The organism is Streptomyces sp. NPDC096136 (assembly GCF_044763325.1).
Classification (GTDB): Bacteria; Actinomycetota; Actinomycetes; order Streptomycetales; family Streptomycetaceae; genus Streptomyces.
The window spans coordinates 69,013-94,802 of record NZ_JBIWFZ010000009.1; the positions used below are offsets into that span (position 1 = coordinate 69,013).

General features: G+C 71.3%; 23 protein-coding genes and 2 tRNA genes. 19 read left to right on the top strand and 6 right to left on the bottom strand.

Going from position 1 to position 25,790, the window contains the following annotated elements:
* The first annotated feature begins 192 nt into the window (after positions 1-192).
* Positions 193-777 (top strand): biotin transporter BioY, encoded by a 585-nt coding sequence (locus tag ACIRBY_RS20135; RefSeq protein WP_403902125.1) that lies wholly within the window; start codon positions 193-195, stop codon positions 775-777.
* 86 nt (positions 778-863) lie between these two features.
* Here ACIRBY_RS20135 and ACIRBY_RS20140 read toward each other — a convergent pair whose 3' ends face one another.
* On the bottom strand, positions 864-2,318 hold the full coding sequence (locus tag ACIRBY_RS20140; protein WP_403902126.1) for an amino acid permease: 1,455 nt from the start codon (positions 2,316-2,318) through the stop codon (positions 864-866).
* A gap of 219 nt (positions 2,319-2,537) precedes the next feature.
* Here ACIRBY_RS20140 and ACIRBY_RS20145 point away from each other — a divergent pair, with 219 nt between their 5' ends.
* Together ACIRBY_RS20145 and ACIRBY_RS20150 are read left to right on the top strand one after the other, a co-directional pair.
* Positions 2,538-3,026, top strand: a complete 489-nt coding sequence (locus tag ACIRBY_RS20145) for a ribose-5-phosphate isomerase (RefSeq protein WP_403902127.1) — start codon at positions 2,538-2,540, stop codon at positions 3,024-3,026.
* Positions 3,027-3,108: 82 nt separating this feature from the next.
* The gene (locus tag ACIRBY_RS20150; RefSeq protein ID WP_403902128.1) at positions 3,109-3,915 is read left to right on the top strand and encodes an Fpg/Nei family DNA glycosylase; all 807 of its coding nucleotides are present in this window, start codon (positions 3,109-3,111) and stop codon (positions 3,913-3,915) included.
* 51 nt (positions 3,916-3,966) lie between these two features.
* Here ACIRBY_RS20150 and ACIRBY_RS20155 read toward each other — a convergent pair whose 3' ends face one another.
* Entirely contained in the window at positions 3,967-5,199 is a 1,233-nt protein-coding gene (locus ACIRBY_RS20155; protein ID WP_403902130.1) for a GNAT family N-acetyltransferase, read from the bottom strand.
* A gap of 117 nt (positions 5,200-5,316) precedes the next feature.
* Here ACIRBY_RS20155 and ACIRBY_RS20160 point away from each other — a divergent pair, with 117 nt between their 5' ends.
* From ACIRBY_RS20160 to ACIRBY_RS20175, 4 genes are all read left to right on the top strand, one after another.
* Positions 5,317-6,462, top strand: coding sequence for a PP2C family protein-serine/threonine phosphatase (locus ACIRBY_RS20160; RefSeq protein ID WP_403902131.1), 1,146 nt, complete (start codon positions 5,317-5,319; stop codon positions 6,460-6,462).
* A gap of 176 nt (positions 6,463-6,638) precedes the next feature.
* Positions 6,639-8,027 carry a pyridoxal phosphate-dependent decarboxylase family protein gene (locus ACIRBY_RS20165; RefSeq protein WP_403902132.1) on the top strand — a complete coding sequence of 463 codons (1,389 nt, stop codon included), beginning with the start codon at positions 6,639-6,641 and terminating at the stop codon, positions 8,025-8,027.
* Positions 8,024-8,479 carry an HD domain-containing protein gene (locus ACIRBY_RS20170; RefSeq protein ID WP_403902134.1) on the top strand — a complete coding sequence of 152 codons (456 nt, stop codon included), beginning with the start codon at positions 8,024-8,026 and terminating at the stop codon, positions 8,477-8,479. Before ACIRBY_RS20165 ends, ACIRBY_RS20170 begins: the two co-directional genes overlap by 4 nt.
* Before the next feature lie 164 nt (positions 8,480-8,643).
* A complete protein-coding gene (locus tag ACIRBY_RS20175; RefSeq protein WP_030229627.1) occupies positions 8,644-8,838 on the top strand; it encodes a hypothetical protein in 195 nt (64 codons plus the stop codon).
* 82 nt (positions 8,839-8,920) lie between these two features.
* On the opposite strand, the gene ACIRBY_RS20180 is transcribed toward ACIRBY_RS20175, so the two are convergent.
* A tRNA-Gly gene (locus tag ACIRBY_RS20180) sits at positions 8,921-8,991 on the bottom strand.
* Between the two features lie 178 nt (positions 8,992-9,169).
* On the opposite strand from ACIRBY_RS20180, the gene ACIRBY_RS20185 reads away from it, so the two are divergent.
* From ACIRBY_RS20185 to clpX, 5 genes are all read left to right on the top strand, one after another.
* Positions 9,170-9,246 (top strand) — tRNA-Pro (locus tag ACIRBY_RS20185).
* A gap of 165 nt (positions 9,247-9,411) precedes the next feature.
* Positions 9,412-10,806, top strand: a complete 1,395-nt coding sequence (tig, locus tag ACIRBY_RS20190) for a trigger factor (protein ID WP_403902136.1) — start codon at positions 9,412-9,414, stop codon at positions 10,804-10,806.
* A 276-nt stretch (positions 10,807-11,082) separates the two neighbouring features.
* Complete coding sequence (locus ACIRBY_RS20195; RefSeq protein WP_365145081.1) at positions 11,083-11,700, top strand: ATP-dependent Clp protease proteolytic subunit; 618 nt, start codon at positions 11,083-11,085, stop codon at positions 11,698-11,700.
* Between the two features lie 77 nt (positions 11,701-11,777).
* Positions 11,778-12,446, top strand: a complete 669-nt coding sequence (locus ACIRBY_RS20200; RefSeq protein WP_045947945.1) for an ATP-dependent Clp protease proteolytic subunit — start codon at positions 11,778-11,780, stop codon at positions 12,444-12,446.
* 153 nt (positions 12,447-12,599) lie between these two features.
* Positions 12,600-13,886 carry an ATP-dependent Clp protease ATP-binding subunit ClpX gene (gene clpX, locus ACIRBY_RS20205; RefSeq protein WP_030297265.1) on the top strand — a complete coding sequence of 429 codons (1,287 nt, stop codon included), beginning with the start codon at positions 12,600-12,602 and terminating at the stop codon, positions 13,884-13,886.
* A gap of 75 nt (positions 13,887-13,961) precedes the next feature.
* Here the strand turns inward: clpX and ACIRBY_RS20210 are convergent, their stop codons facing one another.
* Both ACIRBY_RS20210 and ACIRBY_RS20215 read right to left on the bottom strand, forming a co-directional pair.
* Positions 13,962-14,930: a hypothetical protein gene (locus ACIRBY_RS20210; RefSeq protein ID WP_403902138.1), complete on the bottom strand. Its 969-nt coding sequence runs from the start codon at positions 14,928-14,930 to the stop codon at positions 13,962-13,964.
* Positions 14,931-15,023: 93 nt separating this feature from the next.
* Positions 15,024-15,653 (bottom strand): hypothetical protein, encoded by a 630-nt coding sequence (locus ACIRBY_RS20215; protein WP_403902139.1) that lies wholly within the window; start codon positions 15,651-15,653, stop codon positions 15,024-15,026.
* Between the two features lie 98 nt (positions 15,654-15,751).
* Between ACIRBY_RS20215 and ACIRBY_RS20220 the strand changes: the two genes are divergently transcribed.
* Entirely contained in the window at positions 15,752-18,373 is a 2,622-nt protein-coding gene (locus ACIRBY_RS20220; protein ID WP_403902140.1) for a valine--tRNA ligase, read from the top strand.
* 157 nt (positions 18,374-18,530) lie between these two features.
* A complete protein-coding gene (locus tag ACIRBY_RS20225) occupies positions 18,531-19,679 on the top strand; it encodes a sensor histidine kinase (protein ID WP_403902141.1) in 1,149 nt (382 codons plus the stop codon).
* Between the two features lie 137 nt (positions 19,680-19,816).
* Here ACIRBY_RS20225 and ACIRBY_RS20230 read toward each other — a convergent pair whose 3' ends face one another.
* Positions 19,817-20,866 carry a rod shape-determining protein gene (locus ACIRBY_RS20230; RefSeq protein WP_403902143.1) on the bottom strand — a complete coding sequence of 350 codons (1,050 nt, stop codon included), beginning with the start codon at positions 20,864-20,866 and terminating at the stop codon, positions 19,817-19,819.
* Between the two features lie 117 nt (positions 20,867-20,983).
* Here ACIRBY_RS20230 and ACIRBY_RS20235 point away from each other — a divergent pair, with 117 nt between their 5' ends.
* The 5 genes from ACIRBY_RS20235 (at position 20,984) to mreC (ending at position 25,782) form a co-directional block, all read left to right on the top strand.
* A complete protein-coding gene (locus ACIRBY_RS20235) occupies positions 20,984-22,510 on the top strand; it encodes a bifunctional folylpolyglutamate synthase/dihydrofolate synthase (protein WP_403902145.1) in 1,527 nt (508 codons plus the stop codon).
* 7 nt (positions 22,511-22,517) lie between these two features.
* Entirely contained in the window at positions 22,518-22,868 is a 351-nt protein-coding gene (locus ACIRBY_RS20240) for a DUF4233 domain-containing protein (protein WP_366453020.1), read from the top strand.
* A 64-nt stretch (positions 22,869-22,932) separates the two neighbouring features.
* Positions 22,933-23,343, top strand: a complete 411-nt coding sequence (gene ndk / locus ACIRBY_RS20245) for a nucleoside-diphosphate kinase (RefSeq protein WP_361136923.1) — start codon at positions 22,933-22,935, stop codon at positions 23,341-23,343.
* A gap of 306 nt (positions 23,344-23,649) precedes the next feature.
* Positions 23,650-24,669: a rod shape-determining protein gene (locus ACIRBY_RS20250; protein WP_008738981.1), complete on the top strand. Its 1,020-nt coding sequence runs from the start codon at positions 23,650-23,652 to the stop codon at positions 24,667-24,669.
* A 165-nt stretch (positions 24,670-24,834) separates the two neighbouring features.
* On the top strand, positions 24,835-25,782 hold the full coding sequence (mreC, locus tag ACIRBY_RS20255; protein ID WP_403902146.1) for a rod shape-determining protein MreC: 948 nt from the start codon (positions 24,835-24,837) through the stop codon (positions 25,780-25,782).
* Positions 25,783-25,790 lie beyond the last annotated feature (8 nt).

The window sequence follows — 25,790 nt, forward strand, 5'->3', positions numbered from 1 at the left end:
GGGAGCAAAAAGGATGTGTCGCCGGATGTTCCCCGTGATGGGGATCACTTCAACTCGGGTGTAAGGCGTGGGCTTTGTGTGGTCCCCACCAAACCGGACAGTATGCCTTTGTCCCGGCCGGCGGTGGGGCGGCGCGGCGGGGCGCACTAGCGTCACGGTGTCCTGTCGATCACCACCCCCCGGAGCCCCCTCATGAGCACTGCTTCCGTCTCCTTCCGGCCCGGCGCCGTCCTCGCCGACCTGCTGCCCGCGAGCCGCGTCCGCGACGTCGCCCTCGTCGTCGGCGGAGCCGCGCTCACCGGTCTGGCCGCCCAGATCTCCGTACCCGTTCCCGGCTCTCCCGTGCCGGTCACCGGCCAGACCTTCGCCGCCCTGCTCGTGGGCACCGCCTTCGGCGCCCGCCGCGGCTTCCTCGCGCTCGGCCTGTACGCGGCCCTGGGCGCGGCCGGTCTGCCGTGGTTCGCGGGCGGCACCTCCGGCGCGGCCGGGGCCTCCTTCGGCTACGTCCTCGGCATGCTGCTGGCCGCCACCGTCGTCGGCGCCCTCGCGCGGCGCGGCGCCGACCGCTCGGTGCTGTTCACGGCGGGCACGATGGTGCTCGGCTCGGCCGTGATCTACGCGGTGGGCGTGCCGTACCTGATGGCCGCCACCGGGATGTCCCTCTCCGCGGCCGTCGCGGCGGGCATGACCCCGTTCCTGATCGGCGACGCCCTCAAGGCCGCGCTGGCCATGGGCGCGCTGCCGGCCGCCTGGAAGCTGGCCGGCCGCCGCGGCTGACCCCGTACGGATCCTCCTGCCGGAGCCTGCGCAGCAGCCCCGGACCGCGAGCGGGCGGTCCGGGGCTGCTGCTGTGTACGGGCCGGTCAGGCGGCGTCGGCCGGGGCTTCGGCCAGGGCCTCGTTCTTGCGGCGGGCGTTGCGCACCACGCCGATCACGATCACGGCGGCCGCGACGAGCAGGGAGTACAGCACCGTCTCGCGGTTGTCCTTGTCGTAGACCATGTAGCCGAGGACGAAGGTGATCATCGCGGCGGTGGCCCAGGTGAGGTACGGGAAGAGCCACATCTTGACGGTGACCTTCTCCGGGGCCTCGCGCATCAGGATCCCGCGCATCCGCAGCTGGGTCAGGCAGATGACCAGCCACACGAAGAGGGCGATGGCGCCGGAGGAGTTCAGCAGGAAGTTGAACACCGTGTCCGGGGAGGTGTAGTTGAAGTAGACGGCGGCGAAGCCGAAGACGACCGAGCCCAGGATGGCGGCCACGGGCACGCCCCTCTTGTTGACCTTGGCGAAGGCCTTGGGCGCGTCACCGCGCTCGCCCAGCGAGAAGGCCATGCGGGAGGCCGTGTACATGCCCGAGTTCAGGCAGGACAGGACGGCCGTCAGGACGATCACGTTCATGATCTGGCCGGCGTGCGCGATGCCGATCGAGTCCAGGGCGGCGACGTAGGAGCCCTTCTTGACGATCGACTCGTCGTTCCACGGCAGCAGCGTCAGGACGATGAAGATCGAGCCCAGGTAGAAGACGCCGATGCGCCAGATCACCGAGTTGGTGGCCTTGGTGACCGCGCGGCGCGGGTCCTCGGACTCGCCGGCCGCCAGGGTGACGATCTCGCTGCCCATGAAGGAGAAGACGACCATCAGCACACCGGTGAGGACCGAACCCCAGCCGTTCGGCATGAATCCGCCGGCGTCGGTGAGGTGGGCGAAGCCCGCGCCCGGGTTGTCCGAGCCCGGCAGCACGCCGAAGACGGCGAGCATGCCGATGACCACGAAGGCGCCGATGGCGACGACCTTGATGCCCGCGAACCAGAACTCGAACTCGCCGTAGGAGGCGACGGAGCCGAGGTTGGTGGCGGTCAGGACGACCATCACGATCAGGGCCCAGGCCCACTGCGGGACGGCCGGGACCCAGCCTTCGAGGATCTTCGCGCCGGCGGTCGCCTCGACGGCGAGCACGACGACCCAGAAGAACCAGTACAGCCAGCCGATGGAGAAGCCGGCCCAGCGGCCCAGCGCCCGGTCGGCGTAGGCGGAGAAGGAGCCCGAGTTCGGGCTGGCGGCGGCCATCTCGCCGAGCATCCGCATCACGAAGACGACCATGGCGCCGACGAGGAGGTACGAGATCAGGATGGCGGGGCCGGCCTTGGCGATACCGCCGCCGGAGCCGACGAACAGGCCGGCGCCGATGACGCCGCCGATGGCGATCATGGAGAGGTGGCGGTTCTTGAGACCGGCCTTGAGACCGTCGGAGGGCTGTGCGGAGCCGGGTTCGCCGGTCGGGCCGCCTGCCTTCTGCAGGGTCGTCGTCGTGCTCATGGACGAATCCTTAGGTTCTCGGGTGGAGAGTTCCGGCATTCAAACCCGATTTCCGGCCAGTACGGAAGACCTTCTTCCGATGGTTACCCAAGGCCCCCATCCCGGGATCAAGGTTCCGACCCCTCCCGTCTGCGTTCTTTGGGTTTACTTGAGGTTTAGAAGTGATTTATGCGACACCCCTCCGACCTCTCTCGAGGTCGCGCATGCCACACTCGACCCATGCGCGTGTATCTCGGATCCGACCATGCCGGCTTTGAGCTCAAGAACCACCTCGTGGACTGGCTCAAGAACAACGGCCACGAGCCCGTCGACTGCGGGCCCCACATCTACGACGCCGTGGACGACTACCCGCCGTTCTGCCTGCGCGCCGCGGAGAAGACCGCCGCGGACGCCGACAGCCTCGGCATCGTGATCGGCGGCTCCGGCAACGGCGAGCAGATCGCCGCCAACAAGGTCAAGGGCGTCCGCGCCATCCTCGCCTGGAGCGTGGAGACCGCGAAGCTCGGCCGCGAGCACAACAACGCCAACGTCATCTCCGTCGGCGGCCGCATGCACACCCAGGACGAGGCCACCGGCTTCATCGAGGCCTTCCTGGCGACCCCGTACTCCGACGAGGAGCGCCACACCCGCCGCATCGACATGCTCTCCGCCTACGAGCGGACCGGCGAGCTCCCCCCGATCCCGGCCCACCACCCGCAGGACCAGTAAGGCCCCCCGTGCCGCCGGACGCCCGTCGTCCGGCGGCACGCAGTCCGCCGGACCACGAGACGAAGCGACGTAGGAGCAAGGCGTGCCCGAGGGCCATACGATCCACCGCCTCGCCCAGGACCACACCGAGCGCTTCGCCGCCCGCCCGGTCAGGGTCAGCAGCCCCCAGGGACGCTTCGCCGACAGCGCCGCCCTCCTCGACGGACGCGAACTGGAGAGCGCCGAGGCGCACGGCAAGCACCTCTTCCTGGAACTCGGCGACGCCTGGATCCACATCCACCTCGGCCTCTTCGGCAAGCTCGGCTTCGGCCCCGCCCCGGCCCCGCCGGCCACCGACACCGTCCGGCTGCGCCTGCTGAACGACGACCACTACGCGGACCTGCGCGGACCCACCGCCTGCGCCCTGGTCACCGGGGCCGAGAAGAAGGCGATACACGACCGCCTGGGCCCCGACCCCCTGCGCCCGGCCGACGACCCCGGCCGCGCCTGGTCCCGCGTCTCCCGCAGCCGCACCACCATCGCCGCCCTGCTGATGGACCAGAAGATCATCGCGGGCGTCGGCAACGTCTACCGCGCCGAGGTCCTCTTCCGGCACGGCATCGACCCCTACCGCCAGGGCAGGGACCTCACGCGCACCGAGTGGGACGCGATCTGGACCGACCTGGCCGGGCTGATGCGCGAGGGCGTCCGCAGGAACCGCATCGACACCGTCCGGGACGAACACCTCCCGGAGGCCATGGGCCGCCCGCCGCGCGTCGACGACCACGGCGGAGAGGTGTACGTCTACCGCCGGGCGACGCTCCCGTGCCACGTCTGCGGCACGGAGATCCGCACGGCCGACCTCGCCGCCCGCAACCTCTTCTGGTGCCCCACCTGCCAACAGCGCTAGCCGCGCGGGGGGCCGCCGGGCCCGGCGCGGCGGCCCCCGCCGGCGGGCCGGTCAGAAGTTGTGCGGGAGCCACGGGGCGACGTCCCCCGCGAAGGCCCGCGAGGCCTCCCGCAGGGCCCCCGGCCGCAGCTCCCGGACCCGGCCGGCCGCCGCGAGGGAGGCCAGCGTCACCCCGCCCAGGTACGCCGAGCCCAGCTCCCGCACGGACAGCGCCAGCTCCGCCGCCCCGTCGCTGCGCACGCACCGCGCCCCGGACCCGTCGGCCGTCAGCCGCCACCGCCCCGCGTTCCACGGGCAGAACGCGTCCTCCACCTCCATCACCACGTCCACCGCGGCCCCGTACCCCCGCGCCTCCAGCGCCCCCGGCAGGTCCACCAGGCGCAGGTGCAGCGCGTCCCGCTGCCGCGCCCGGATCCGCCGGACGTCGTTGACCAGGTGCAGCAGCGGATCGTCCACCGGCCGCCCGTACGCCCGTACGTGCCAGGTCAGGTCGATCTCGAAGAGGTACCGCCACAGCGCCGCGTACGCCGCCGGATCCACCGCGTTCACCTCGCCGACCAGCACCGTGCCGTCCGACCCGGCCGGCTCCCAGTCCGGCCGCACCCGGTAGCGCGCGTAGCCGGCGACCCGGCCCGCCGCGTCCTGCGCCACCACGCACTTCAGCGGCGACGCCCCCTGCCGCAGCGACTCCGGGTCCAGCAGCCCCTGCCGCTCCCACCCCGGCCGCCGGGCCGGCATCCCCGGCCGGCCCGGGACCAGGGCGGCGTACACCCGCTCGCAGTCCGCCAGCGCGGTCGACGGGTCCACCAGCCGCAGCCGCACCCCGTCCGTCCCCGGCGGCACGTCCAGCCGTACGCGGGTGGTGTCGATGTCGAACGACAGGGCGTGGGCGGCCGTGCCGTAGCCGAAGCGCCCGTAGATCTCCGGCTCCGAGGCCGTCAGCACGGCGACCGGCTCGCCGCCCGCCCGGACGTCGTCCAGCTGGCGCCGCATCATCGAGGTCAGCACGCCCCGCCTGCGGTGGGTCGGCGCCACGCCGACCATGGTCACGCCCGCCGCCGGGACCACCGCCCCGCCCGGCACCGACAGCCGGAAGCTGAACGCCCCGGCGGAGCCGACGCAGGTCTCCCCGTCCCAGACGCCCAGCGAACGGTCGAGCTCCGTCAGGGACCGGTAGAGCGTCCGCTCCTCCGGCGATTCCGGGACACCGCCGAACGCCAGTTCCAGATGGTCGTACCAGACATCCCACTCAGCAGCCTGCAATACGCGCGTATCAAGAGCCATGGGGCCATCCCTACCAGGGCAATACCGCCCGGTCGACCAGTTTTCGGGCGCGCGGGGACCGGCGGAACGGGGGTACCCCTGCGCGCACACAGCCATGATGGATAGGGTCCCGATGCAATGGCCGGAGCACGTGTCGAGACGCTCAGGGCCCGGACGCGCATGCTGTCGCACCGGGCTCGCACCGCCCTGCGCAAATCCGCCGTCGACTACTTCCGCGGGGACGCCTCCGACTGGCTGGCCTTCGCCGGCCTCCTGCTGACGGTGCCCGCCATCGCCTGCGGCACCCTGATGCTGCCCGTCTGGTTCTCCCCGTCGGCGCTCGTCCTGCCCATCGTGGCCGGCGGCCTGCTGCTGCGGCCCGCCAGCCTGCTCGGGCTCTACGCCGCCTCCGCGACCGCCCTGATCGTCGAGGCCCTCGTCCTCGGCCCGTACACCGAGGGGCCGGCCCGGGTCACCCCCGGAACCGTCCTCGTCGTCGCCGCCTGCGGCTTCTTCGGCCTGATCATCGCCCAGTTCCGCAGCCGCGTCGGCGTGCCCTGGCGGCGCGGCGGCACCATGCTCTTCGACCTGCGCGAACGCATCCGGGTCCAGAGCAAGCTGCCCGCGCTGCCACCGGGCTGGCACCGCGAGATGGCCCTGCGGCCCGCCGGCGGCCAGTCCTTCTCCGGGGACTTCGTCGTCGCCGCCCGCACCAACGGCGGGCGCACCCTGGAGGTCGTCCTCACCGACGTCTCCGGCAAGGGCATGGAGGCCGGCTCCCGCGCCCTCCTCCTCTCGGGCGCCTTCGGCGGCCTCCTCGGCGCCCTCCCGCCCCAGGACTTCCTGACCGCCGCCAACGGATACCTGCTCCGCCAGGACTGGGACGAGGGCTTCGCCACCTCCATCCACCTCGTCCTGGACCTGGAGACCGGCGACTACGAGCTCCTCTCCGCCGGCCACCTGCCCGCGCTCCAGCTGTCCGCCGGCACCGGCCGCTGGCAGGAGAAGTCCGGCGAGGGCCCGCTGCTGGGCGTCTACGACGGCGCCGAGTTCGAACCGGCCCGCGGCAGCCTCCGCCCCGGCGACGTGCTGATGCTCTTCACCGACGGCCTGGTCGAAACCTCCGACCGCGAGATCAGCGAGGGCATCGACCGGCTGACGGGGGAGGCCGACCGGTACGTCGCGGCGGGCTGGGAGGGCGCGGCGTGGCACCTGATCGAAAAGGTGGCCAAGGACGTCAACGACGACCGAGCCCTCCTCCTGATCCGCCGCGCCCCTTTCTGACCGCACCGCTCGCACGGCGCGGCCCCGGCCGGGGTCCGCTGCGCGCAGCGCCGGCCGCCCCGGCCCCGCCACACCGCCGCCCCCCCCCGGGAGCGGCACGGCAGGGCTCGGTGTTCCGGGCCACTGCATGGCGATTGGCACGTTTCCCCCGCCCCCGCCGGGGTTACCGTCCGCGCATGGACGCCACGCTCGCCGCCGATCTCGCCCGGCTCCCCGCCCTCCTCGACGCCACCCGGCACGCCGCCGTCGAGGCCCTCGAAGCACTGGACGGGCGGCCCGTCGTGCCGGCGCAGGACGGGCCGCCGGACCCCCGTCCCCTCCCCGTGCACGGCGCCGGCGCCGAGGCCGCGCTCGCCGACTTCCGGGCCCGCTGGGAGCCGCGGCTCTCCGCCTCCGCCGGCCCCCGCTACCTCGGCTTCGTCACCGGCGGCGCCACCCCCGCCGCCGTCGCGGGGGACTGGCTGACCGCGGTCCACGACCAGAACTCCAACTCCGCCATGGACGGCGCCGGCCAGCACCTGGAACGCGAGACCGTCACCTGGCTGCGCGAGCTCTTCGGGCTCTCCGCCGCCCACACGGGCACCTTCGTCAGCGGCGCCACCCTGTCCAACACCGTGGGCCTGGCCCTCGCCCGGGAGTGGCTCGGCGAGCGCCTGGGCGTCTGCCCCGCCCAGGACGGCGCGGCCGCGCTCGGCCCCGTCCGCGTCCTGTCCGGCGCCCCGCACTCCTCCATCGCCAAGGCCCTCTCCGTCCTCGGCCTCGGGCGCGCCGCGCTCGTCCCGGTGCCCACCCTGCCCGGCCGCGAGGCCGTCGACCCCGCCGCCCTGGACCGCGCCCTCGCCGACACCCCCGGCCCGGCCGTCGTCGTCGCCAACGCCGGCACCGTCAACACCGTCGACTTCGACGACCTCCGGGCCGTCGCCGCGCTCAAGGACCGCCACGACTTCTGGCTGCACACCGACGCCGCCTTCGGCGCCTTCGCGGCCCTCTCCCCGGAACACGCCCACCTCACCGCGGGCCTCGACGCCTCCGACTCCGTCTGCGTCGACCTGCACAAGTGGCTCAACGTCCCCTACGACAGCGCCGTCCAGTTCACCCGCCGCCGCGACCTCCAAGCCCGGGTCTTCGCCAACTCCGCCGCCTACCTCGGCCCCCTCGGCGACGACCCCGACCTCGTCCACCTCACCCCGGAGAACTCCCACCGGCTGCGGGCCCTGGCCGCCTGGTTCACCCTGCGCGCCTACGGCCGCGAGGGCCACCGCGAGATCGTCGAACGGGACGTCGCCTGCGCCCGCGAGCTCGGCGGGCTCCTCGGCCGCGACCCGGCCCTGCGCCTGCTCGCCCCCGTCCGCCTCAACGTCGTCTGCTTCACCCTCGCCCAGGACCCCACCCCCGAACGGCTGGCCGCCCTGCGCGGGGCCGTCTCCGCCGAGGTCTTCGTGACCCCCACCGTCCTCGGGGGAACCCCCGCCCTGCGCGCCGCGTTCTCCAACTGGCGTACGACGCCGGCCGACGTGCGGCGGGCCGCTGAAGCCCTGTGTACAGCAGCGAAGGAGATCGCATGACCGACCGCTCCCTGACCCTTGCCGAGGTCGAGGCCCTGGCCCGCTCCGCGCACGAGGGCCAGACCGACAAGGCCGGCCGCCCCTACGCCGAGCATCTCGCGGCCGTGGCCGAGGGCGTCCGCCTGCGCGGCGGCAGCCCCGCCCAGCAGGCCGCCGCCTGGCTGCACGACTCCGTCGAGGACGAGGCGCTCAGCCCCGCCCAGCTCGCGGCCGCCGCCCTCCCCCAGGAGGTCAAGGACATGGTCCTGGCGCTCACCAAGCGCCCTGGAGAAGCGGTCGAGGAGTACACGGCCCGCATCCTCGCCACCCCCGGCGCCGTCCTCGTCAAGGAGGCCGACCTCGCGCACAACGCGGACCCCGTGCGCCTCTCCGTGCTGGACGCCCCCACCCGCGACCGGCTGACCGCCAAGTACGCCCGCGTCCGCTCCCTCCTCGGCATCACCGCCCCTTGACCCCGAAATGTGCCCGGTTCGTGTCGGCTTGGCGGGAAAGACGTGTTGCCGATTCGTCACGGGGCGGATAGGAGGGCCCGGTTGGTGGGAGGATGGTCCATGTGGGGGTGTGCACGGGCGTGACCCCCGGGCCGGCCAGGGGACGACCGAAGGTGTGATCAGAAGTGGCCATTTCGCTGTCAGTGGTGGTTCTGTTGGCGGTCATCCTGGTGATCCTGATCCGCGGCAAGCACATGAAGGCGGGCCCGGCGATCGTCGCCGTCCTCTTCGGCTTCTTCCTGGCGTCCAGCTCCATCGCCCCGGACGTCAACCGCTTCCTGAACTCCCTCGCGGACACCATCGCCGGCATCAAGCTCTGAGGTGCCGGGCCGCGCGCGGCGCCGCACAACGCGTCAGGGCCGGGTCGAGGAGACGTCCTCGACCCGGCCCTGAGCCGTTCAGAGCGGGTGACGGGAATCGAACCCGCGTAGCTAGTTTGGAAGACTAGGGCTCTACCATTGAGCTACACCCGCAACGCGCGCCGCCGGTCCGGAGACCGCGGCAACGGACAGCATCCTAGCGGGTCGCACCGGGGGAGTGCACACCGCTTTCGAGCGCCGTGTCCCCGCCCGCGACGCGCTCGCGTGCGCTCGGCGGGAAAACGGGGGGCGTCGGAGGGTTTTCGGGCGTGTACCCTACGTGTCGCACCGACGGGGTGTGGCGCAGCTTGGTAGCGCGTCCGCTTTGGGAGCGGAAGGTCGTCGGTTCGAATCCGGCCACCCCGACCACCAGCAGTGCCACCACGAAGATCGCGTTGTGGGCTGATTGCCGCTTGCGGTTACTATGCAAGCTGCGTGCCCGTGTGTCTGATGTACCGGGCCGAATCCGCCGAGGCCGCTGAACAGCAGCGTTCCGGCAGAACCCCCAGCAGTCAGCCACAAGGAGACCGAACCGTGAAGAGCGCCGTGGAGACCCTGAACCCGACTCGGGTTCGGCTCACTGTCGAGGTGCCCTTCGAGGAGCTCAAGGACAGCCTCGACGCGGCGTACAAGAAGATCAACCAGCAGGTCACGGTGAAGGGCTTCCGCAAGGGCAAGATCCCGGCCCGCGTCATCGACCAGCGCTTCGGCCGCGGTGCGGTGCTGGAGGAGGCCGTCAACGACGCCCTCCCGAAGTTCTACACCGAGGCCGTCAACGAGGCCGACCTGAACCCGCTGGGCCAGCCCGAGGTCGACATCACCGAGCTGAAGGACGGCGAGCTGCTGGCCTTCACCGCCGAGGTCGACGTGCGCCCCGAGATCGAGATCCCGGACTACTCCGGCATCGAGGTCGAGGTCGACGCCATCGAGGTCTCGGACGAGGACGTCGAGAAGTCGGTCGAGCAGCTGCGCAGCCGCTTCGCGTCCACCAAGGACGTCGAGCGCGCCGCCGCCGAGGGTGACGTCGTCACCATCGACCTCGAGGCCAAGGTCGACGGCGAGGTCCTCGAGGACGGCGTCGCCACCGACGTCTCCTACACCATCGGCTCGGGCGAGCTCCTCGACGGCATCGACGAGGCCGTCAAGGGCCTCGAGGCCGGCGGCGAGGCCACCTTCACCTCGCAGCTGAAGGGCGGCTCCGCCGAGGGCAAGGACGCCGAGGTCACCGTCAAGGTCACCAAGGTCTCCGCCCGTGAGCTGCCGGAGCTGGACGACGAGTTCGCCCAGATGGCGAGCGAGTTCGACACCCTCGACGAGCTCAAGGCCGACAGCCGCAAGCGCCTCGAGAACATGAAGCAGTACGACCAGGCCACGCAGGCCCAGGAGCGCGTCCTGGAGAAGCTGCTGGAGCTCGTCGAGGTCCCGATCCCCGAGAAGCTCCTCGCGGACGAGGTCCAGACCCGCAAGCACAACCTGGAGCACCACCAGCTCGGCCAGATGGGCCTGAACCTCGAGAAGTTCCTCGAGATCCAGGGCAAGACGGTCGAGGAGTTCGACGCCGAGACCTCCGAGCAGGCCGTCAAGGGCATCAAGACCCAGTTCGTCCTCGACGCGCTGGTCAACAAGGAGAAGCTGGGCGTCAACCAGGAGGAGCTCACCGAGCACCTCATGCGCCGCGCGCAGTCCTCCGGCATGTCCCCCGACCAGTTCGCCCAGGCCGTCGTCGAGGGCGGCCAGGTCCCGATGCTGGTCGGCGAGGTCGCCCGCGGCAAGGCCCTCGCGGTCGTCGTCGAGGCCGCCAAGGTCGTCGACACCAACGGTGAGGTCATCGACCTGTCCGACGACGAGGACGAGGTCGAGACGGCCGCCGAGGTCGTCGAGGCCGCCGTCGAGGGTGACGACGAGGCGAAGGCCGACGAGGCCAAGTAACACCCCGGGCGAAGCCCGCTGAGCAGTGCCGCGAAGGGCCCGTACACAGGCGTGTACGGGCCCTTCCGCGCGCCCCCGGAAGGCCCTCGGGAGCTTGCGCTCCGAGCGAACAGTTCGGGAAGCGGGATGGCGTTGTCCGACCTGCGCGTTAGGGTCCATGAATACGAGGGCACGGGACTACCCGTAGCCGGCGGGGCATCGCACCACCGGCCGGTCCGCGCCCCAGAACGAGACGCTGAGACGGCATGCGGCCGTCGGAGACGAGCAGGTGGATACGTGACGAATCTGAAGCCTTACGCCGCGGGTGAGCCGTCCATCGGTGGCGGCCTCGGCGACCATGTCTACAACCGGCTGCTCGGCGAGCGCATCATCTTCCTCGGCCAGCAGGTCGACGACGAGATCGCCAACAAGATCACCGCGCAGCTCCTCCTCCTGGCGGCGGACCCGGAGAAGGACATCTACCTGTACATCAACAGCCCCGGCGGCTCCGTGACGGCCGGCATGGCGATCTACGACACCATGCAGTTCATCCCGAACGACGTCGTCACCATCGGCATGGGCATGGCCGCCTCCATGGGCCAGTTCCTGCTGACCGGCGGCACCCCGGGCAAGCGCTTCGCGCTCCCGAACACCGACATCCTGATGCACCAGGGCTCCGCCGGCATCGGCGGCACCGCGTCGGACATCAAGATCCAGGCCCAGTACCTGCTGCGCACCAAGCAGCGCATGGCCGAGATCACCGCCCACCACTCGGGCCAGACCGTCGAGGCGATCATCCGCGACGGCGACCGCGACCGCTGGTTCACCGCCGAGGAGGCCAAGGAGTACGGCCTCATCGACGACATCATCGCGGCCGCGTCCCTCGCTCCGGGCGGCGGCGGCACCGGGGCCTGACCGCCCCGGGCCCGGCGTACGGCCCCGTACGCCCGCAGGCCGCTCCAGGCAACCCCAGCCCGCTGAACGCCACCAGGATGGTGAACACCCAGATGCAGAACAACTTCTCCGCGAGCGGCCTCTACTCCGGCCCGCAGGTGGACAACCGCTACGTCGTCCCGCGCTTCGTCGAGCGCACCTCGCAGGGCGTGCGCGAGTACGACCCGTACGCGAAGCTCTTCGAGGAGCGCGTGATCTTCCTCGGCGTGCAGATCGACGACGCCTCCGCCAACGACGTCATGGCCCAGCTGCTGTGCCTGGAGTCGATGGACCCGGACCGCGACATCTCGATCTACATCAACAGCCCCGGCGGCTCCTTCACGGCGCTGACGGCCATCTACGACACGATGCAGTTCGTGAAGCCCGACATCCAGACGGTCTGCATGGGCCAGGCGGCCTCCGCCGCCGCGGTCCTGCTCGCCGCCGGCACCCCGGGCAAGCGCATGGCCCTCCCGAACGCCCGCGTGCTGATCCACCAGCCGTCCGGCGGCACCGGCCGCGAGCAGCTCTCCGACCTGGAGATCGCGGCCAACGAGATCCTGCGCATGCGCGACCAGCTGGAGACCATGCTGGCCAAGCACTCGACCACGCCGATCGAGAAGATCCGCGACGACATCGAGCGCGACAAGATCCTCACGGCCGAGGACGCGCTGGCCTACGGGCTGATCGACCAGATCGTCTCGACCCGCAAGATGAACGCGGCCTGATCCTTGCCGTCAGTTGGCGCGGCCGCACCGCAGGATTCTGCGATGTGAACCGCGTCAAGGGGGCCCCGTACGGGGCCCCCGGCAAGGTACCGTCGGATATGAGGCACCAGGAGCGCTGAACCAAGCGTCTCCCAGGCGAAGGGGAAGCACCTCGTGGCACGCATCGGTGACGGCGGCGACCTGCTCAAGTGCTCGTTCTGCGGGAAGAGCCAGAAGCAGGTGAAGAAGCTCATCGCAGGACCCGGTGTGTACATCTGCGACGAGTGCATCGACCTCTGCAACGAGATCATCGAAGAGGAGCTCGCGGAGACCTCCGAGGTCCGGTGGGAGGAACTCCCCAAGCCCCGTGAGATCTACGAGTTCCTGGAGAGCTACGTCGTCGGCCAGGAGCCGGCGAAGAAGGCGCTCTCCGTAGCGGTCTACAACCACTACAAGCGCGTCCAGGCCGGCGAGAACGGCGGCGCGCAGGGCCGTGACGACGCGATCGAGCTCGCGAAGTCCAACATCCTGCTGCTGGGCCCCACGGGCTCGGGCAAGACCCTGCTGGCCCAGACGCTGGCCCGCATGCTGAACGTCCCGTTCGCCATCGCCGACGCCACCGCCCTGACGGAGGCCGGCTACGTGGGCGAGGACGTGGAGAACATCCTCCTCAAGCTGATCCAGGCGGCCGACTACGACGTCAAGAAGGCCGAGACCGGGATCATCTACATCGACGAGATCGACAAGGTCGCCCGCAAGAGCGAGAACCCGTCGATCACGCGTGACGTCTCGGGCGAGGGCGTGCAGCAGGCCCTCCTCAAGATCCTGGAGGGCACGACGGCCTCGGTCCCGCCGCAGGGCGGCCGCAAGCACCCGCACCAGGAGTTCATCCAGATCGACACGACGAACGTGCTCTTCATCGTGGGCGGCGCCTTCGCCGGCCTGGAGAAGATCATCGAGTCGCGCGCGGGCGCCAAGGGCATCGGCTTCGGGGCGACGATCCGCTCGAAGCGGGAGATCGAGGCGAGCGACCAGTTCCAGGAGGTCATGCCGGAGGACCTGGTGAAGTTCGGGATGATCCCCGAGTTCATCGGCCGCCTGCCCGTCATCACCTCGGTCCACAACCTGGACCGCGAGGCGCTCCTCCAGATCCTGGTCGAGCCGCGCAACGCGCTGGTGAAGCAGTACCAGCGGCTGTTCGAACTCGACGGCGTGGAACTGGACTTCGAGCGCGAGGCGCTGGAGGCCATCGCGGACCAGGCCATCCTCCGCCAAACGGGCGCGCGCGGCCTGCGCGCCATCATGGAAGAGGTCCTGATGTCGGTGATGTACGAGGTCCCGTCCCGCAAGGACGTGGCCCGCGTGGTCATCACGGCGGACGTGGTCCGCTCGAACGTCAACCCGACCCTCGTCCCCCGCATCGTCCCGAAGGACCAGGGCCCGCAGGAGAAGTCGGCGTAACCGCACGATCGTTGCACGCGGAAGGGGCGCTCCCGATGGGGAGCGCCCCTTCCGTGTAGGTGCGTACCGCCGTGGCTACTTCTTCACGCGGGCGGTGTTGTAGAGCTTCGCGGCGAAGTCCGCGTCCTGCTCCAGGGTGTAGCCGAGCTTGCCGGCCACTGCGGAGGCCGTGTCACCGGCGCTGATCACGGCCAGGGTGCTGTAGTCACCCCAGATGCAGATCGGCGCACCGAACTCCTTGATGCCGCCGGTCGCCTTCGGGTCCTTCGAGGTGAACTTGATCTCCTGGCACTTGAGCACCGCGCCCTTGAAGCCCGACGGGGTGATCTCCTTGGGGCTGCCGACGAGGTCGGCGGTCATCTTGTCGTTGCTCTTGGAGAGGTTCAGCTTGGCCATGGCGAAGTAGCCGTCGACCGTCTTCTCCGGGTCGGCGATCTCGCCGTAGAGCCCGTTGAAGGTCAGGGTCTTGTTGGTCAGCGGGGTCTTGGGGTCGCCGGACAGGTAGCTCATACCCACCTTCGTGGGGTTCTTGATGCCGGCGGCTTCGGCATCCTGCTTGTCCTTGTCGGTGATCGGCGTCTCTTTGTAGCTCGGGTTCTTCTGGAACTCGCCCACGCTCGCCGGCGCGACCAGCTTGTAGCCCTTCGTGGCGTCGGAGACGCCGCCCGCGCCGCCGCCCAGGAACCACCAGCCGGCGCCGCCGATCACGGCCACGGCGACGACCGCCGCGATGATCGGGCCCGCCTTGGACTTCTTCGGGGGCGTCGGCGGGGGCATGTAGCCCTGCTGCGGGGGCTGCTGGTAGCCGTACGCGGGCTGCGGGGGCTGCTGCTGGTAGCCGCCCTGCTGGGGGAAGGCCGGCGGCGGGGGCGGGGGCGGGGTCGGCTGGGGGTAGGCCGGCGGGGGCGGGGCCTGCTGGGGGTAGCCGTAGCCCGGCTGCGGGGCGGGCTGGCCGTACGGGTTCGGCGGCGGCGGGGGCTGCTGCCCGTAGGGGCCCGGCTGCTGCGGCTGCTGGCCGTACGGCCCTGGCTGGTTGTAACTCATCCCGAGTCCCCCTGTGAGGTTCCTTTATCCGTTTCACACATCCTGGCGGAAGGCCTGTTCGACCGGGGCATCGGGGTCCGGGCCGTTACCGAATCACGACTCCGCCGGGACTTCCATCGCCGCCCGCAGCGCACGCGCCCGGGCGGCCAGCGCGTCGGGCGCGACCGGCTCGTGTTCGACGGGGACGGTGACCGTCACCACGGAGCTGTGGTCGGCCCACATGCACATCGTCACCGGCCCCGCCCCGGACGCCGGGGTGCCGCACTGCATCGCCCCGCCCGCCGGTGTTCCGGCGTCCTGCGGGGTGGTCCCGTCGGCGCCCATCGCGTGGAGGCCGCGGACGAGGACGTGCCCGGGGTCCTCGTCCGTGAAGGCACCCGCCGCCCCGCTGACCACCAGCTGCGCGGTCCCCGCCTGGTCGGCGTAGACCACGGCCACCGGGGAGGTGCCCTTCTTCGGAGCGCCCTGGCCCCGCTTGATCGCGTCCACCCGCGGCCCGGTCTCCTGGAGGGCCAGTCCCTGGAAGGACGCGGGCGGGGCCAGTCGGTACCGGCCGGCGTCCTCGGGCCCGGCGAGGGCCGCGTTCACGGCCCACCGGCCGAGGAACGCCGCGGCCGCGAGGGCCAGTACGGTCCCGGCCGCGCCGAGGAAGCGCCCGCGCCTGCGCCGCGCGGGCGACACGGGCCGGTAGGGGAAGGCGGCGGGCGGGTCGATCTCGTTCATGGGCGCATCAGACGTCCCCCCGGCGACCGAGGTCAACGGGGGCGCCCGCGGTGGAATGGATTCGTGACGCGGGCTGGGCCCGCCGTATCCTGTGCCCCGTGACCGAGAACACGCAGACACCCAGTGCCCCCAACTCCGAACTGCCGACCCAGTACGCGCCGGCCGAGGTAGAGGGGAAGCTCTACGAGCGCTGGGTAGAGCGCGGTTACTTCGAGGCCGACGCGAACAGCGACAAGCCCGCGTACACCATCGTCATCCCGCCGCCGAACGTCACGGGCAGCCTGCACCTGGGCCACGCCTTCGAGCACACCCTGATCGACGCCCTGACCCGCCGCAAGCGCATGCAGGGCTTCGAGACCCTGTGGCAGCCGGGCATGGACCACGCCGGTATCGCCACCCAGAACGTGGTCGAGCGCGAGCTCGCCAAGGAGGGCAAGTCCCGCCACGACCTGGGCCGCGAGGCCTTCGTCGAGCGGGTCTGGCAGTGGAAGGGCGAGTCCGGCGGCCAGATCTCGGGCCAGATGCGCCGCCTCGGCGACGGCGTCGACTGGTCCCGCGAGCGCTTCACGATGGACGAGGGCCTGTCCGAGGCCGTCCAGACCATCTTCAAGCGCCTCTACGACGACGAGCTGATCTACCGCGCCGAACGCATCATCAACTGGTGCCCGCGCTGCCTGACCGCGATCTCGGACATCGAGGTCGAGTACCAGGACGACGACGGCGAGCTCGTCTCGATCCGCTACGGCGAGGGCGAGGACTCCCTGGTCGTCGCGACCACGCGCGCCGAGACGATGCTCGGCGACACCGCCGTGGCCGTCCACCCGGACGACGAGCGGTACAAGCACCTCGTCGGCCGCCAGATCAAGCTGCCGCTGACCGACCGCTCCATCCCGGTCGTCGCCGACACGCACGTGGACCCCGAGTTCGGCACCGGCTGCGTCAAGGTGACCCCGGCGCACGACCCGAACGACTTCGAGATCGGTCAGCGCCACGACCTGCCGAACCTCGCCGTCATGGACGAGCGCGCCATCATCACCGCGCCCGGCCCCTTCCAGGGCCTGGACCGCCTGGAGGCCCGTTCCGCCATCGTCGCCGCACTGCGCGCCGAGGGCCGGATCGTCGCCGAGAAGCGCCCGTACGTCCACTCCGTCGGCCACTGCTCGCGCTGCAAGACCACCATCGAGCCGCGCCTGTCGATGCAGTGGTGGGTCAAGGTCGGCCCGCTCGCCAAGGCGGCCGGCGACGCGGTCCGCGAGGGCAAGGTCAAGATCCACCCGCAGGAAATGGAGAAGCGGTACTTCGACTGGGTCGACAACCTCCACGACTGGTGCATCTCGCGCCAGCTGTGGTGGGGTCACCGCATCCCCGTCTGGTACGGCCCGAACGGCGAGATCGTCTGCGTCGGACCGGACGAGCAGCCGCCCACGGGCGAGGGCTGGCACCAGGACACCGACGTCCTCGACACCTGGTTCTCCTCGGGCCTGTGGCCCTTCTCCACCCTCGGCTGGCCGCAGCAGACCGAGAGCCTCGCGAAGTTCTACCCGAACTCCGTCCTGGTCACCGGCTACGACATCCTCTTCTTCTGGGTCGCCCGGATGATGATGTTCGGCCTGTACGCGATGGACGGCGTCCCGCCGTTCCACACCATCGCCCTGCACGGCATGGTCCGCGACCAGTTCGGCAAGAAGATGTCGAAGTCCTTCGGCAACGCGGTCAACCCGCTGGACTGGATGGACACCTACGGCTCCGACGCGGTCCGCTTCACGCTGGCCCGCGGCGCCAACCCGGGCGTCGACGTCCCGATCGGCGAGGACTGGGTCCAGGCCTCCCGCAACTTCGCCAACAAGATCTGGAACGCGACCCGCTTCGCGCTGATGAACGGCGCCACCACCGAGGGCGAACTGCCGGCCCCCGAGCAGATGTCGGCGACCGACCGGTGGATCCTGTCGCAGCTGAACAAGACCGTGGCCGAGGTCGACGCCTTCTACGAGGACTACCAGTTCTCGAAGCTGTCGGACTCCCTCTACCACTTCGCGTGGGACGAGGTCTTCAGCTGGTACGTCGAGCTGTCGAAGACGACGTTCTTCGCGGGCGGCGAGCAGGCGCAGGTCTCCGGCCGCGTCCTCGGCGAGGTCCTCGACGTCATGCTCCGGCTGCTGCACCCGGTGGTCCCGTTCGTCACCGAGACCCTGTGGACCACGCTGACCGGGCGCGAGTCCCTGGTGATCGCCGACTGGCCCGCCGACAGCGGCTTCCGCGACGAGGCCGCCGAGCGCGAGATCGAGCTGGTCAAGGCGGTCGTCACCGAGGTCCGCCGGTTCCGCAAGGAGCAGGGCCTGCAGGACGGCCAGAAGGTCCCGGCCCGCCTGGACCTGGCCGGTACGCCGCTCGCCGCGCACGAGGGCGCCATCCGCCAGCTGCTGCGCCTCCAGCCGGAGGGCGAGGGCTTCAGCGCCACCGCCACCCTGCCGGTCGCCGGCGCCACGGTCGCCCTCGACCTGTCCGGCACCATCGACGTGGCCGCAGAGCGGGGGCGCCTCTCCAAGGACCTCGGTGCCGCCGAGAAGGAGAAGCAGCAGGCCGAGGCGAAGCTCGGGAACGAGGCCTTCCTGGCCAAGGCCCCCGACAACGTCGTGGACAAGATCAAGGGCCGGCTGGCCAAGGCCGAGGCGGACATCGCCCGGATCCAGGCGCAGCTGGCGGCCCTGCCCGCCGCCTAGCGGCCGGCGCGGCACCCGGTGAAAGGCCCCCACCCGCCCGGTGGGGGCCTTTGCCGTGCCCGGACGGGACGCCCGGCACGAACCGGAGTGCCGTTTATCACGCGATATGTCCAGATGGCCGAGCCGGACCCGGGCTCGGACCCCGCATGATGGGGGCATGCACCTCAAGCCCTCCGTCCCGGCGTTGAACCGGGCCGTGGCCTCCGGGCGACGGCTCGTCGAGGGCTGGGGCGGCTCGCCCCGGGCGCAGGACGCCCTCGCGGCCCTGAGCTGCCTGGGCCTGATGGCGCTGGACCTGCCGGGCCTGGCCGCCGCGGACAACTCGCTGACCGGCTGGCAGGCCGCCCTGGTGCTCACGGCCGGCTGCTCGACCCTGCTGGTGCGGCGCCGGACGCCCTGGGCGGCGTACGTCACCGCCCTGCTGTTCATCGGCTGGCTGCACGAGCTGACCCTGATCCAGTTCGCCCTGTACTCCGTCGGCCGCCACCGGGGCCGGCGGGCCGCGGTGGCGGCCACCGCCGGCTACGTGGTCTTCGCGCTCGCCGTGTTCTGCCTGCCGGGCTGGCCCGAACCCAAGGCCGCGACCCTCAGCGCCTTCCTCAGCCTGGTCGTGCCCATCGGGGTCCTCGCCTCCGCCGTCGGGATCGCCGCCTACCGGCACGACCTGGTGCGCGAGTTGGAGGCCCGGCGGGCCGAGGCGGCGGTGCTGCACGCCGTCCAGCAGGAGCGGACCTCCGTCGCCCGCGACGTCCACGACTTCGTCGGGCGCGAGCTGACCCTGCTGACGGTGCGTTCCGAGGTGCTGTCGATGCGGGCGCGCGAGACCCCGTACGCGAAGGACTTCGAGGAGCTGTCCGACACGGCCCGGCGGGCCCACCTCGTGCTGAACGACATCATCGTCCAGCGCGGGGAGCGGGCCGCGACCCCCGGTGTGGAGGGGCTGGCGGCGCTGGCGGAGGAGAGCGGGCGGGCCGGCTCCCCGGTCCGGCTGGCCATGGACCCGCAGGCGCACGCGCTGTCGCCGCTGCGGCAGGCGGCGGTCTACCGGGTGGTGCAGGAGTGCCTGACGAACGCGGCCAAGCACGCGCAGGGCGAGACCATCGACGTGACGATCCGCGCCGACGGCCCGCACCTGAGGATCGCCGTCAGCAACGGCCTGCCGGCCCGCACCCCGGGCCGGGCGCCGGTCTCGGCGGGCTCGGGGACGGCGAGCATGGCCGAGCGCGTCCGCAGCCTGGGCGGGACCCTGACGGCGCGGCGCGGCGAGGACGCGTACGAGGTCGTCGCGACCCTGCCGCGCGGCTGACCCGGGCCCGGGCCGCACGCCGGCCCGCGTCGAGCCCCGCCCCGGCCCGCGTCGAGCCCCGCCCCGGCCCGCGTCGAGCCCCGCCCCGGCCCGCGCCGGTCCGGCACCGGCCCTGCCGGGCCCCCGCCGGCCGTGCGTCAGGCCTTCGCCGGGGAGAGCAGGGAGCCGAGGGTGTCCAGGTCCTCCACGCAGCGCCCCGAGCCGAGGGCCACGCAGTCCAGGGGGGCGTCGGCGACGAAGACCGGGATGCCCGTCGCGGAGGCCATGCGCAGGTCCAGGCCGGGCAGCAGCGCGCCGCCGCCGGTGAGGACGATGCCGTGCTCCATGACGTCCCCCGAGAGCTCGGGCGGGCACTCCTCCAGGGTGGCGCGGACGGCCGCGATGACGGCCTCGACCGGCTCGTCCAGGGCGGCCCGTACGTCGGCCGCGGTCAGCTCCAGGGTCTTGGGCATCCCGCCGACCCGCTCGCGGCCGCGCACGGTGGCGGTCCGGGTCTCCAGCTCCGGCCGCTCGGGCACCGGCCAGGCCGAGCCGATGGCCACCTTGACGTCCTCGGCGGTGCGCTCGCCGATGAGCAGGGAGTGCTCCTTGCGCACGTGGTCCATGACCGCGGCGTCGAACCGGTCCCCGCCGATCCGCAGGGACCGCGAGGTGACGATCCCGCCGAGGGAGATGACCGCCACCTCGGAGGTGCCGCCGCCGATGTCCACGACCATCGAGCCGCGCGGCTCCGCCACCGGCAGCCCGGCCCCGATCGCGGCCGCCATCGGCTCCTCGATCAGGTGGACGGACCGGGCGCCCGCCCGGGTGGAGGCGTGGACGATGGCCCGCCGCTCGACCGGGGTGACCCCGGACGGGACGCAGATCACCATCCGGGCGCGGGGACGCCGTCCGGGGACCGCCTTGCGCACGAAGTGCCGGATCATCTCCTCGGCCGCCTCGTAGTCGCAGATCACCCCGTCCTTGAGGGGGCGGATCGCGGTGATGGAGCCCGGTGTGCGGCCGATGGTCTCCTTGGCCTCCGCGCCGACGGCGAGGGCGGTGGTCGTACCCGCCTTGACCGCGACCACGGACGGCTCATTGAGGACGATCCCGTGTCCGCGGGCGTAGACGAGGGTGTTCGCGGTCCCCAGATCGATGCCTATGTCCCGGCTGGAGGCGGTCTTGTCGGTACTGGCCTGCGGCATTTGTTCCCCAATCTCCCGTCCGCAAGGCTTCCATAACGATCCGGTCGCTTTCGCCGCCGAAGGTCCCGAAACGGCCGGGCCGAAAGTCCCCGGGGCCCGCGTCCGTAGACTGGGCCTGTGAGTGAGCAGCAGCCCGAGGGCCAGGACCGCGACCGCGACGGCACGTTCGACGAGTTCGACCAGATAGTGGCGGAAGAAGCCGACCGAGACCCCGACCTGGCGGTGATCGAGGCCGGGAGCCGCACCCTGCGCGCCCAGGCCGGCCCGCCCACGGGCGACCCGGTGCCCTCCCGCCCCGAGGACCCCGAGGTGGCCAAGGCGCTGCAGGAGGTGGAGCAGGAGCTCTCCACCCGCTGGGGCGAGACCAAGCTGGACCCGTCCGTCAGCCGCATCGAGGCGCTGATGGACGTCCTGGGCCAGCCCCAGCGCGCCTACCCGACCATCCACGTCACCGGCACCAACGGCAAGACCAGCACGGCCCGCATGATCGAGGCCCTGCTGAACGCCTTCGAGCTGCGCACCGGCCGCTACACCAGCCCGCACGTCCAGTCCGTCACCGAGCGGATCAGCCTGGACGGCGCCCCGATCACCGCCGAGCGCTTCATCGAGACCTACCACGACATCAAGCCGTACGTGGAGATGGTCGACGCCGCCGAGGACTTCCGGCTGTCCTTCTTCGAGGTCCTCACGGGCATGGCCTACGCGGCCTTCGCGGACGCGCCCGTCGACGCGGCCGTGATCGAGGTCGGCATGGGCGGCACCTGGGACGCCACCAACGTGATCGACGCGTCCGTCGCCGTGATCACCCCGATCAGCCTGGACCACACGGACCGGCTGGGCTCCACGCCCGGTGAGATCGCGGGGGAGAAGGGCGGCATCATCAAGCAGGACGCCACCGTCATCCTGGCGCAGCAGCCGGTGGACGCTGCGCAGGTGCTGCTGAAGCGGGCCGTCGAGGTCGACGCGACCGTGGCCCGCGAAGGCATGGAGTTCGGCGTGGTCTCCCGCGAGGTGGCCGTCGGCGGCCAGGTGCTGACCCTGCGCGGGATGGGCGGCGAGTACGACAACATCTTCCTGCCGCTGTACGGCGCCCACATGGCGCACAACGCGGCGGTCGCGCTGGCCGCCGTCGAGGCCTTCTTCGGCGTCGGCGGGCAGCAGGCGCGCGAGCTGGACGTGGACACGGTGCGGCAGGCCTTCGCCTCGGTGACCTCGCCGGGCCGCATGGAGGTCGTGCGCCGCAGCCCGACGGTGATCCTGGACGCCGCGCACAACCCGGCCGGGGCGCAGGTGACCGCGGACGCCGTCACCGAGGCGTTCGGCTTCAGCCGGCTGATCGGCGTGGTGGCCGCGAGCGAGGGCAAGGACGTCAAGGGCGTCTTCGAGGCCTTCGAACCGATCTTCGCGGAGGTCGTCGTCACCGAGAACACCAGCCACCGGGCCATGGGCGCGGACGAGCTGGCCGCGATCGCGGTCGAGGTCTTCGGCCCCGACCGGGTGCAGGTGGAGCCGCGGCTGGACGACGCCCTGGAGGCGGCCGTCACCCTGGCGGAGGAAGAGGCCGAATACGGAGGGGCCGGGGTCCTCGTGACCGGTTCCGTGATCACGGTGGGCGAGGCGCGCCTGCTGTTCAAGAGGGGCTGAGGGATCGATGCGCACGCTCTGCGCGAGCACGCTGATCGGTGAATTCTTCGTCGTCGGCTTCGCGGGCCTGGTGGCCATGAAGAACCCGGACCTGACCCAGGCCGAGGTGTGGACGGTCTGCGGCGTGACGATGCTGCTGTCGGTGCTGCTGTGCGGGATGCTCTCGCGCCGCGGCGCGGTGGAGCTCGGATGGGCGCTGCAGATCGGGCTGATCGCGAGCGGTTTCGTGGTCCCGATGATGTTCTTCCTGGGCGCGGTCTTCGCGGGCCTGTGGTGGTGCTCGGTGCACTACGGCCGGCGCATCGACGCGATCAAGGCGAGCTGGGCCGCCCGCCAGGCGGAGGCTGACGCTGCGTGACGGGTCCCCGCAGCGGCCCTGTAGATTCGCCGTACCGCACCCGTATGCCGCAAGGAGTTGGAACATGACCCAGCGCACGCTCGTCATCCTCAAGCCGGACGCCGTCCGCCGTGGCCTGATCGGCGAGATCATCGGCCGGATCGAGCGGAAGGCCGGCTGGACCATTCCGGCGCTGGAGCTGCGCACGCTGGACCAGGAGACCCTGGAGACCCACTACGGCGAGCACAAGGGCAAGCCCTTCTACGAGCCCCTCATGGGCTTCATGGCGAGCGGCCCGGTCGTCGTCCTGGTGGTGGAAGGGGAACGCGTGATCGAGGGTGTCCGCCAGCTGGCCGGACCCACCGACCCGATCGCCGCCGCGCCCGGCTCCATCCGGGGCGACTTCGGGTCCATCACCCGGGAGAACCTGATCCACGCCTCGGATTCCGAGGAGTCCGCGGAGCGCGAGCTGAAGCTGTTCTTCCCCGCCCTCTGAGCGGCCGCGAACACTCCTTCCTGACGCGACATCAGCCGAATAGCGCTCATGACCTGGGGCGACCGAAGTAATTTCGGTCGCCCTTCGGTATGAACGGCGGTGTCCGGGAACGCATGGACAGGACACGACGTCACCACTAAGGGGGCGGGTATCCGTTCCGGCGGGATCGCCGGAGTCCCGTCGCGCGATGTCCGTACCTGCGGGACTACGATGGGGCCTCCACCCACACACCCACCTCGCCGACCTGACAGCATCCGCTATCAACTGGAAGGCCAGACGCTCCTCATGGGGAACAAGGGGAACAACATGTCGTTCATCGGCCGTGACATGGCGATCGACCTCGGGACCGCCAACACGCTGGTGTACGTGAGGGGCCGGGGAATCGTCCTGAACGAGCCGTCCGTGGTCGCCATCAACACGAACACCGGTGGCATCCTGGCGGTCGGCTCCGAGGCGAAGAAGATGATCGGGCGCACGCCCGGCAACATCGTCGCCGTACGCCCCCTCAAGGACGGCGTGATCGCCGATTTCGAGATCACCGAGCGGATGCTCCGGTACTTCATCCTCAAGATCCACAAGCGTCGCTACCTGGCGCGCCCGCGCGTGGTGGTCTGCGTGCCCTCCGGCATCACCGGAGTGGAGCGCCGCGCCGTCATCGAGGCGTCCACGCAGGCCGGCGCCCGCCAGGTGCACATCATCGAAGAGCCCATGGCCGCCGCCATCGGCTCGGGCCTGCCCGTCCACGAGGCCACCGGCAACATGGTCGTGGACATCGGCGGCGGCACCACCGAGGTCGCCGTCATCTCCCTCGGCGGAATCGTCACCGCGCAGTCCATCCGGGTCGCCGGCGACGAGCTGGACAACGCGATCATCCAGCACATCAAGAAGGAGTACTCGCTCCTCCTCGGCGAGCGCACCGCCGAGCAGATCAAGATCACCATCGGGTCGGCCTACGACCTCGACAAGGACGAGCACACCGAGATCCGCGGCCGCGACCTGGTCTCGGGCCTGCCCAAGACCGTGGTCATCTCCGCGGCCGAGGTGCGCAAGGCCATCGAGGAGCCCGTCAACGCCATCGTCGACGCCGTCAAGACCACCCTGGACAAGTGCCCGCCGGAGCTCTCCGGCGACATCATGGACCGCGGCATCGTGCTCACCGGCGGCGGCGCCCTGCTGCGCGGCCTCGACGAGCGGCTGCGCCGCGAGACGGGCATGCCGATCCACATCGCCGAGGACCCCCTCGACTCCGTGGCCCTCGGCTCCGGCAAGTGCGTCGAGGAGTTCGAGGCCCTCCAGCAGGTACTGGACGCCCAGCCCCGGCGGTGATCAAATCCCCTGAACGGGGCATGCGGAACACAAGGATCCGCCGTACGGGTGCTGCCGCGCCCGTGCGGCGGATCGTTGATATACAGGCACAGTCCGGTGCAGCCCCGGCTCCGCCGGAACGGTTCCGCCGTACGAGTTTCTACGAGGAAGGCACGGCCGCCGCACGTGAGGGACACACGAGAGAGCCGGCTGCTCCTGGTGCTGCTGATCGCCATCGCGTTCGCTTTGATCACGGTGGACATCAGAGCGGGAGAGGCTTCGCCGGTCGACGGCGCCCGGCGGGCCGCCGCCGCCGTCTTCGGCCCCGTCGAGATGGGCGTCGCGACCGCCGTGGACCCGGTCGCCAACGCCATAGGAGCCGTCCGCGACTCCGACCGGCGCCACAACCGCGTCGCCGCGCTGGAGCGCGAGAACACCGCGCTGAAGACCAGGCTCGGCAGCGACGAGCGGACCCGCAGCCGCATCCACGAGCTCGACGAGATGCTCAAGCGGGCCGGGGCCGGCCAGTACGGCATCAAGGGCGCGGAGGTCATCGGGATAGGAGCGGCCCAGGGCTTCTCCTGGACCGTCACCATCGACGCGGGCAGCAAGGACGGCATCGAGCGGGACATGACCGTCCTCAACGGGGACGGACTCGTCGGCCGCGTCGCCACCGTCGGCCCCGACACCTCCACCGTGGTCCTCGCCAACGACCCCGGCTTCACCGTCGGCACCCGCCTGGAGAAGACCGGCGAACTCGGCTTCGCCACCGGCCAGGGCGACCGCGCGCTCTCCGTCCAGATGCTCAACGGCCGCGCCAAGATCAACCCGGGTGACCGGCTCGTCACCTTCGGCTCCCGCGCCAACAAGCCCTTCGTCCCCGGAGTCCCGATCGGCGAGGTCGTCAAGGTCGACCCCTCGCACGGCGACCTGACCCGCACCGTCTGGGTCCGGCCCTTCGTCGGCTTCTCCCGCCTCGACATCGTCGGCGTCGTCGTCATGCCCCCGCGCGAGGACCCCCGCGACGCCGTCCTGCCCCCCAAGCCCGAGCCGCCCAAGCCCACCCCGACGGTCACCGTCACGGTCACCCCGTCGCCCTCCGCCAACGTCTCCGGCAAGCCGGCCGACGAGTAGGAGCTGAC

Excerpts from the sequence above, each read along its gene's own strand:
- ACIRBY_RS20135 (WP_403902125.1), top strand. The coding sequence starts at position 193 with ATGAGCACTGCTTCCGTCTCCTTCCGGCCCGGCGCCGTCCTCGCCGAC.
- ACIRBY_RS20140 (WP_403902126.1), bottom strand. The coding sequence starts at position 2,318 with ATGAGCACGACGACGACCCTGCAGAAGGCAGGCGGCCCGACCGGCGAA.
- ACIRBY_RS20145 (WP_403902127.1), top strand. The coding sequence starts at position 2,538 with ATGCGCGTGTATCTCGGATCCGACCATGCCGGCTTTGAGCTCAAGAAC.
- ACIRBY_RS20155 (WP_403902130.1), bottom strand. The coding sequence starts at position 5,199 with ATGGCTCTTGATACGCGCGTATTGCAGGCTGCTGAGTGGGATGTCTGG.
- ACIRBY_RS20160 (WP_403902131.1), top strand. The coding sequence starts at position 5,317 with ATGGCCGGAGCACGTGTCGAGACGCTCAGGGCCCGGACGCGCATGCTG.
- ACIRBY_RS20165 (WP_403902132.1), top strand. The coding sequence starts at position 6,639 with ATGGACGCCACGCTCGCCGCCGATCTCGCCCGGCTCCCCGCCCTCCTC.
- ACIRBY_RS20170 (WP_403902134.1), top strand. The coding sequence starts at position 8,024 with ATGACCGACCGCTCCCTGACCCTTGCCGAGGTCGAGGCCCTGGCCCGC.
- ACIRBY_RS20200 (WP_045947945.1), top strand. The coding sequence starts at position 11,778 with ATGGTGAACACCCAGATGCAGAACAACTTCTCCGCGAGCGGCCTCTAC.
- ACIRBY_RS20210 (WP_403902138.1), bottom strand. The coding sequence starts at position 14,930 with ATGAGTTACAACCAGCCAGGGCCGTACGGCCAGCAGCCGCAGCAGCCG.
- ACIRBY_RS20215 (WP_403902139.1), bottom strand. The coding sequence starts at position 15,653 with ATGAACGAGATCGACCCGCCCGCCGCCTTCCCCTACCGGCCCGTGTCG.
- ACIRBY_RS20225 (WP_403902141.1), top strand. The coding sequence starts at position 18,531 with ATGCACCTCAAGCCCTCCGTCCCGGCGTTGAACCGGGCCGTGGCCTCC.
- ACIRBY_RS20230 (WP_403902143.1), bottom strand. The coding sequence starts at position 20,866 with ATGCCGCAGGCCAGTACCGACAAGACCGCCTCCAGCCGGGACATAGGC.
- ACIRBY_RS20240 (WP_366453020.1), top strand. The coding sequence starts at position 22,518 with ATGCGCACGCTCTGCGCGAGCACGCTGATCGGTGAATTCTTCGTCGTC.
- ndk (WP_361136923.1), top strand. The coding sequence starts at position 22,933 with ATGACCCAGCGCACGCTCGTCATCCTCAAGCCGGACGCCGTCCGCCGT.
- ACIRBY_RS20250 (WP_008738981.1), top strand. The coding sequence starts at position 23,650 with ATGTCGTTCATCGGCCGTGACATGGCGATCGACCTCGGGACCGCCAAC.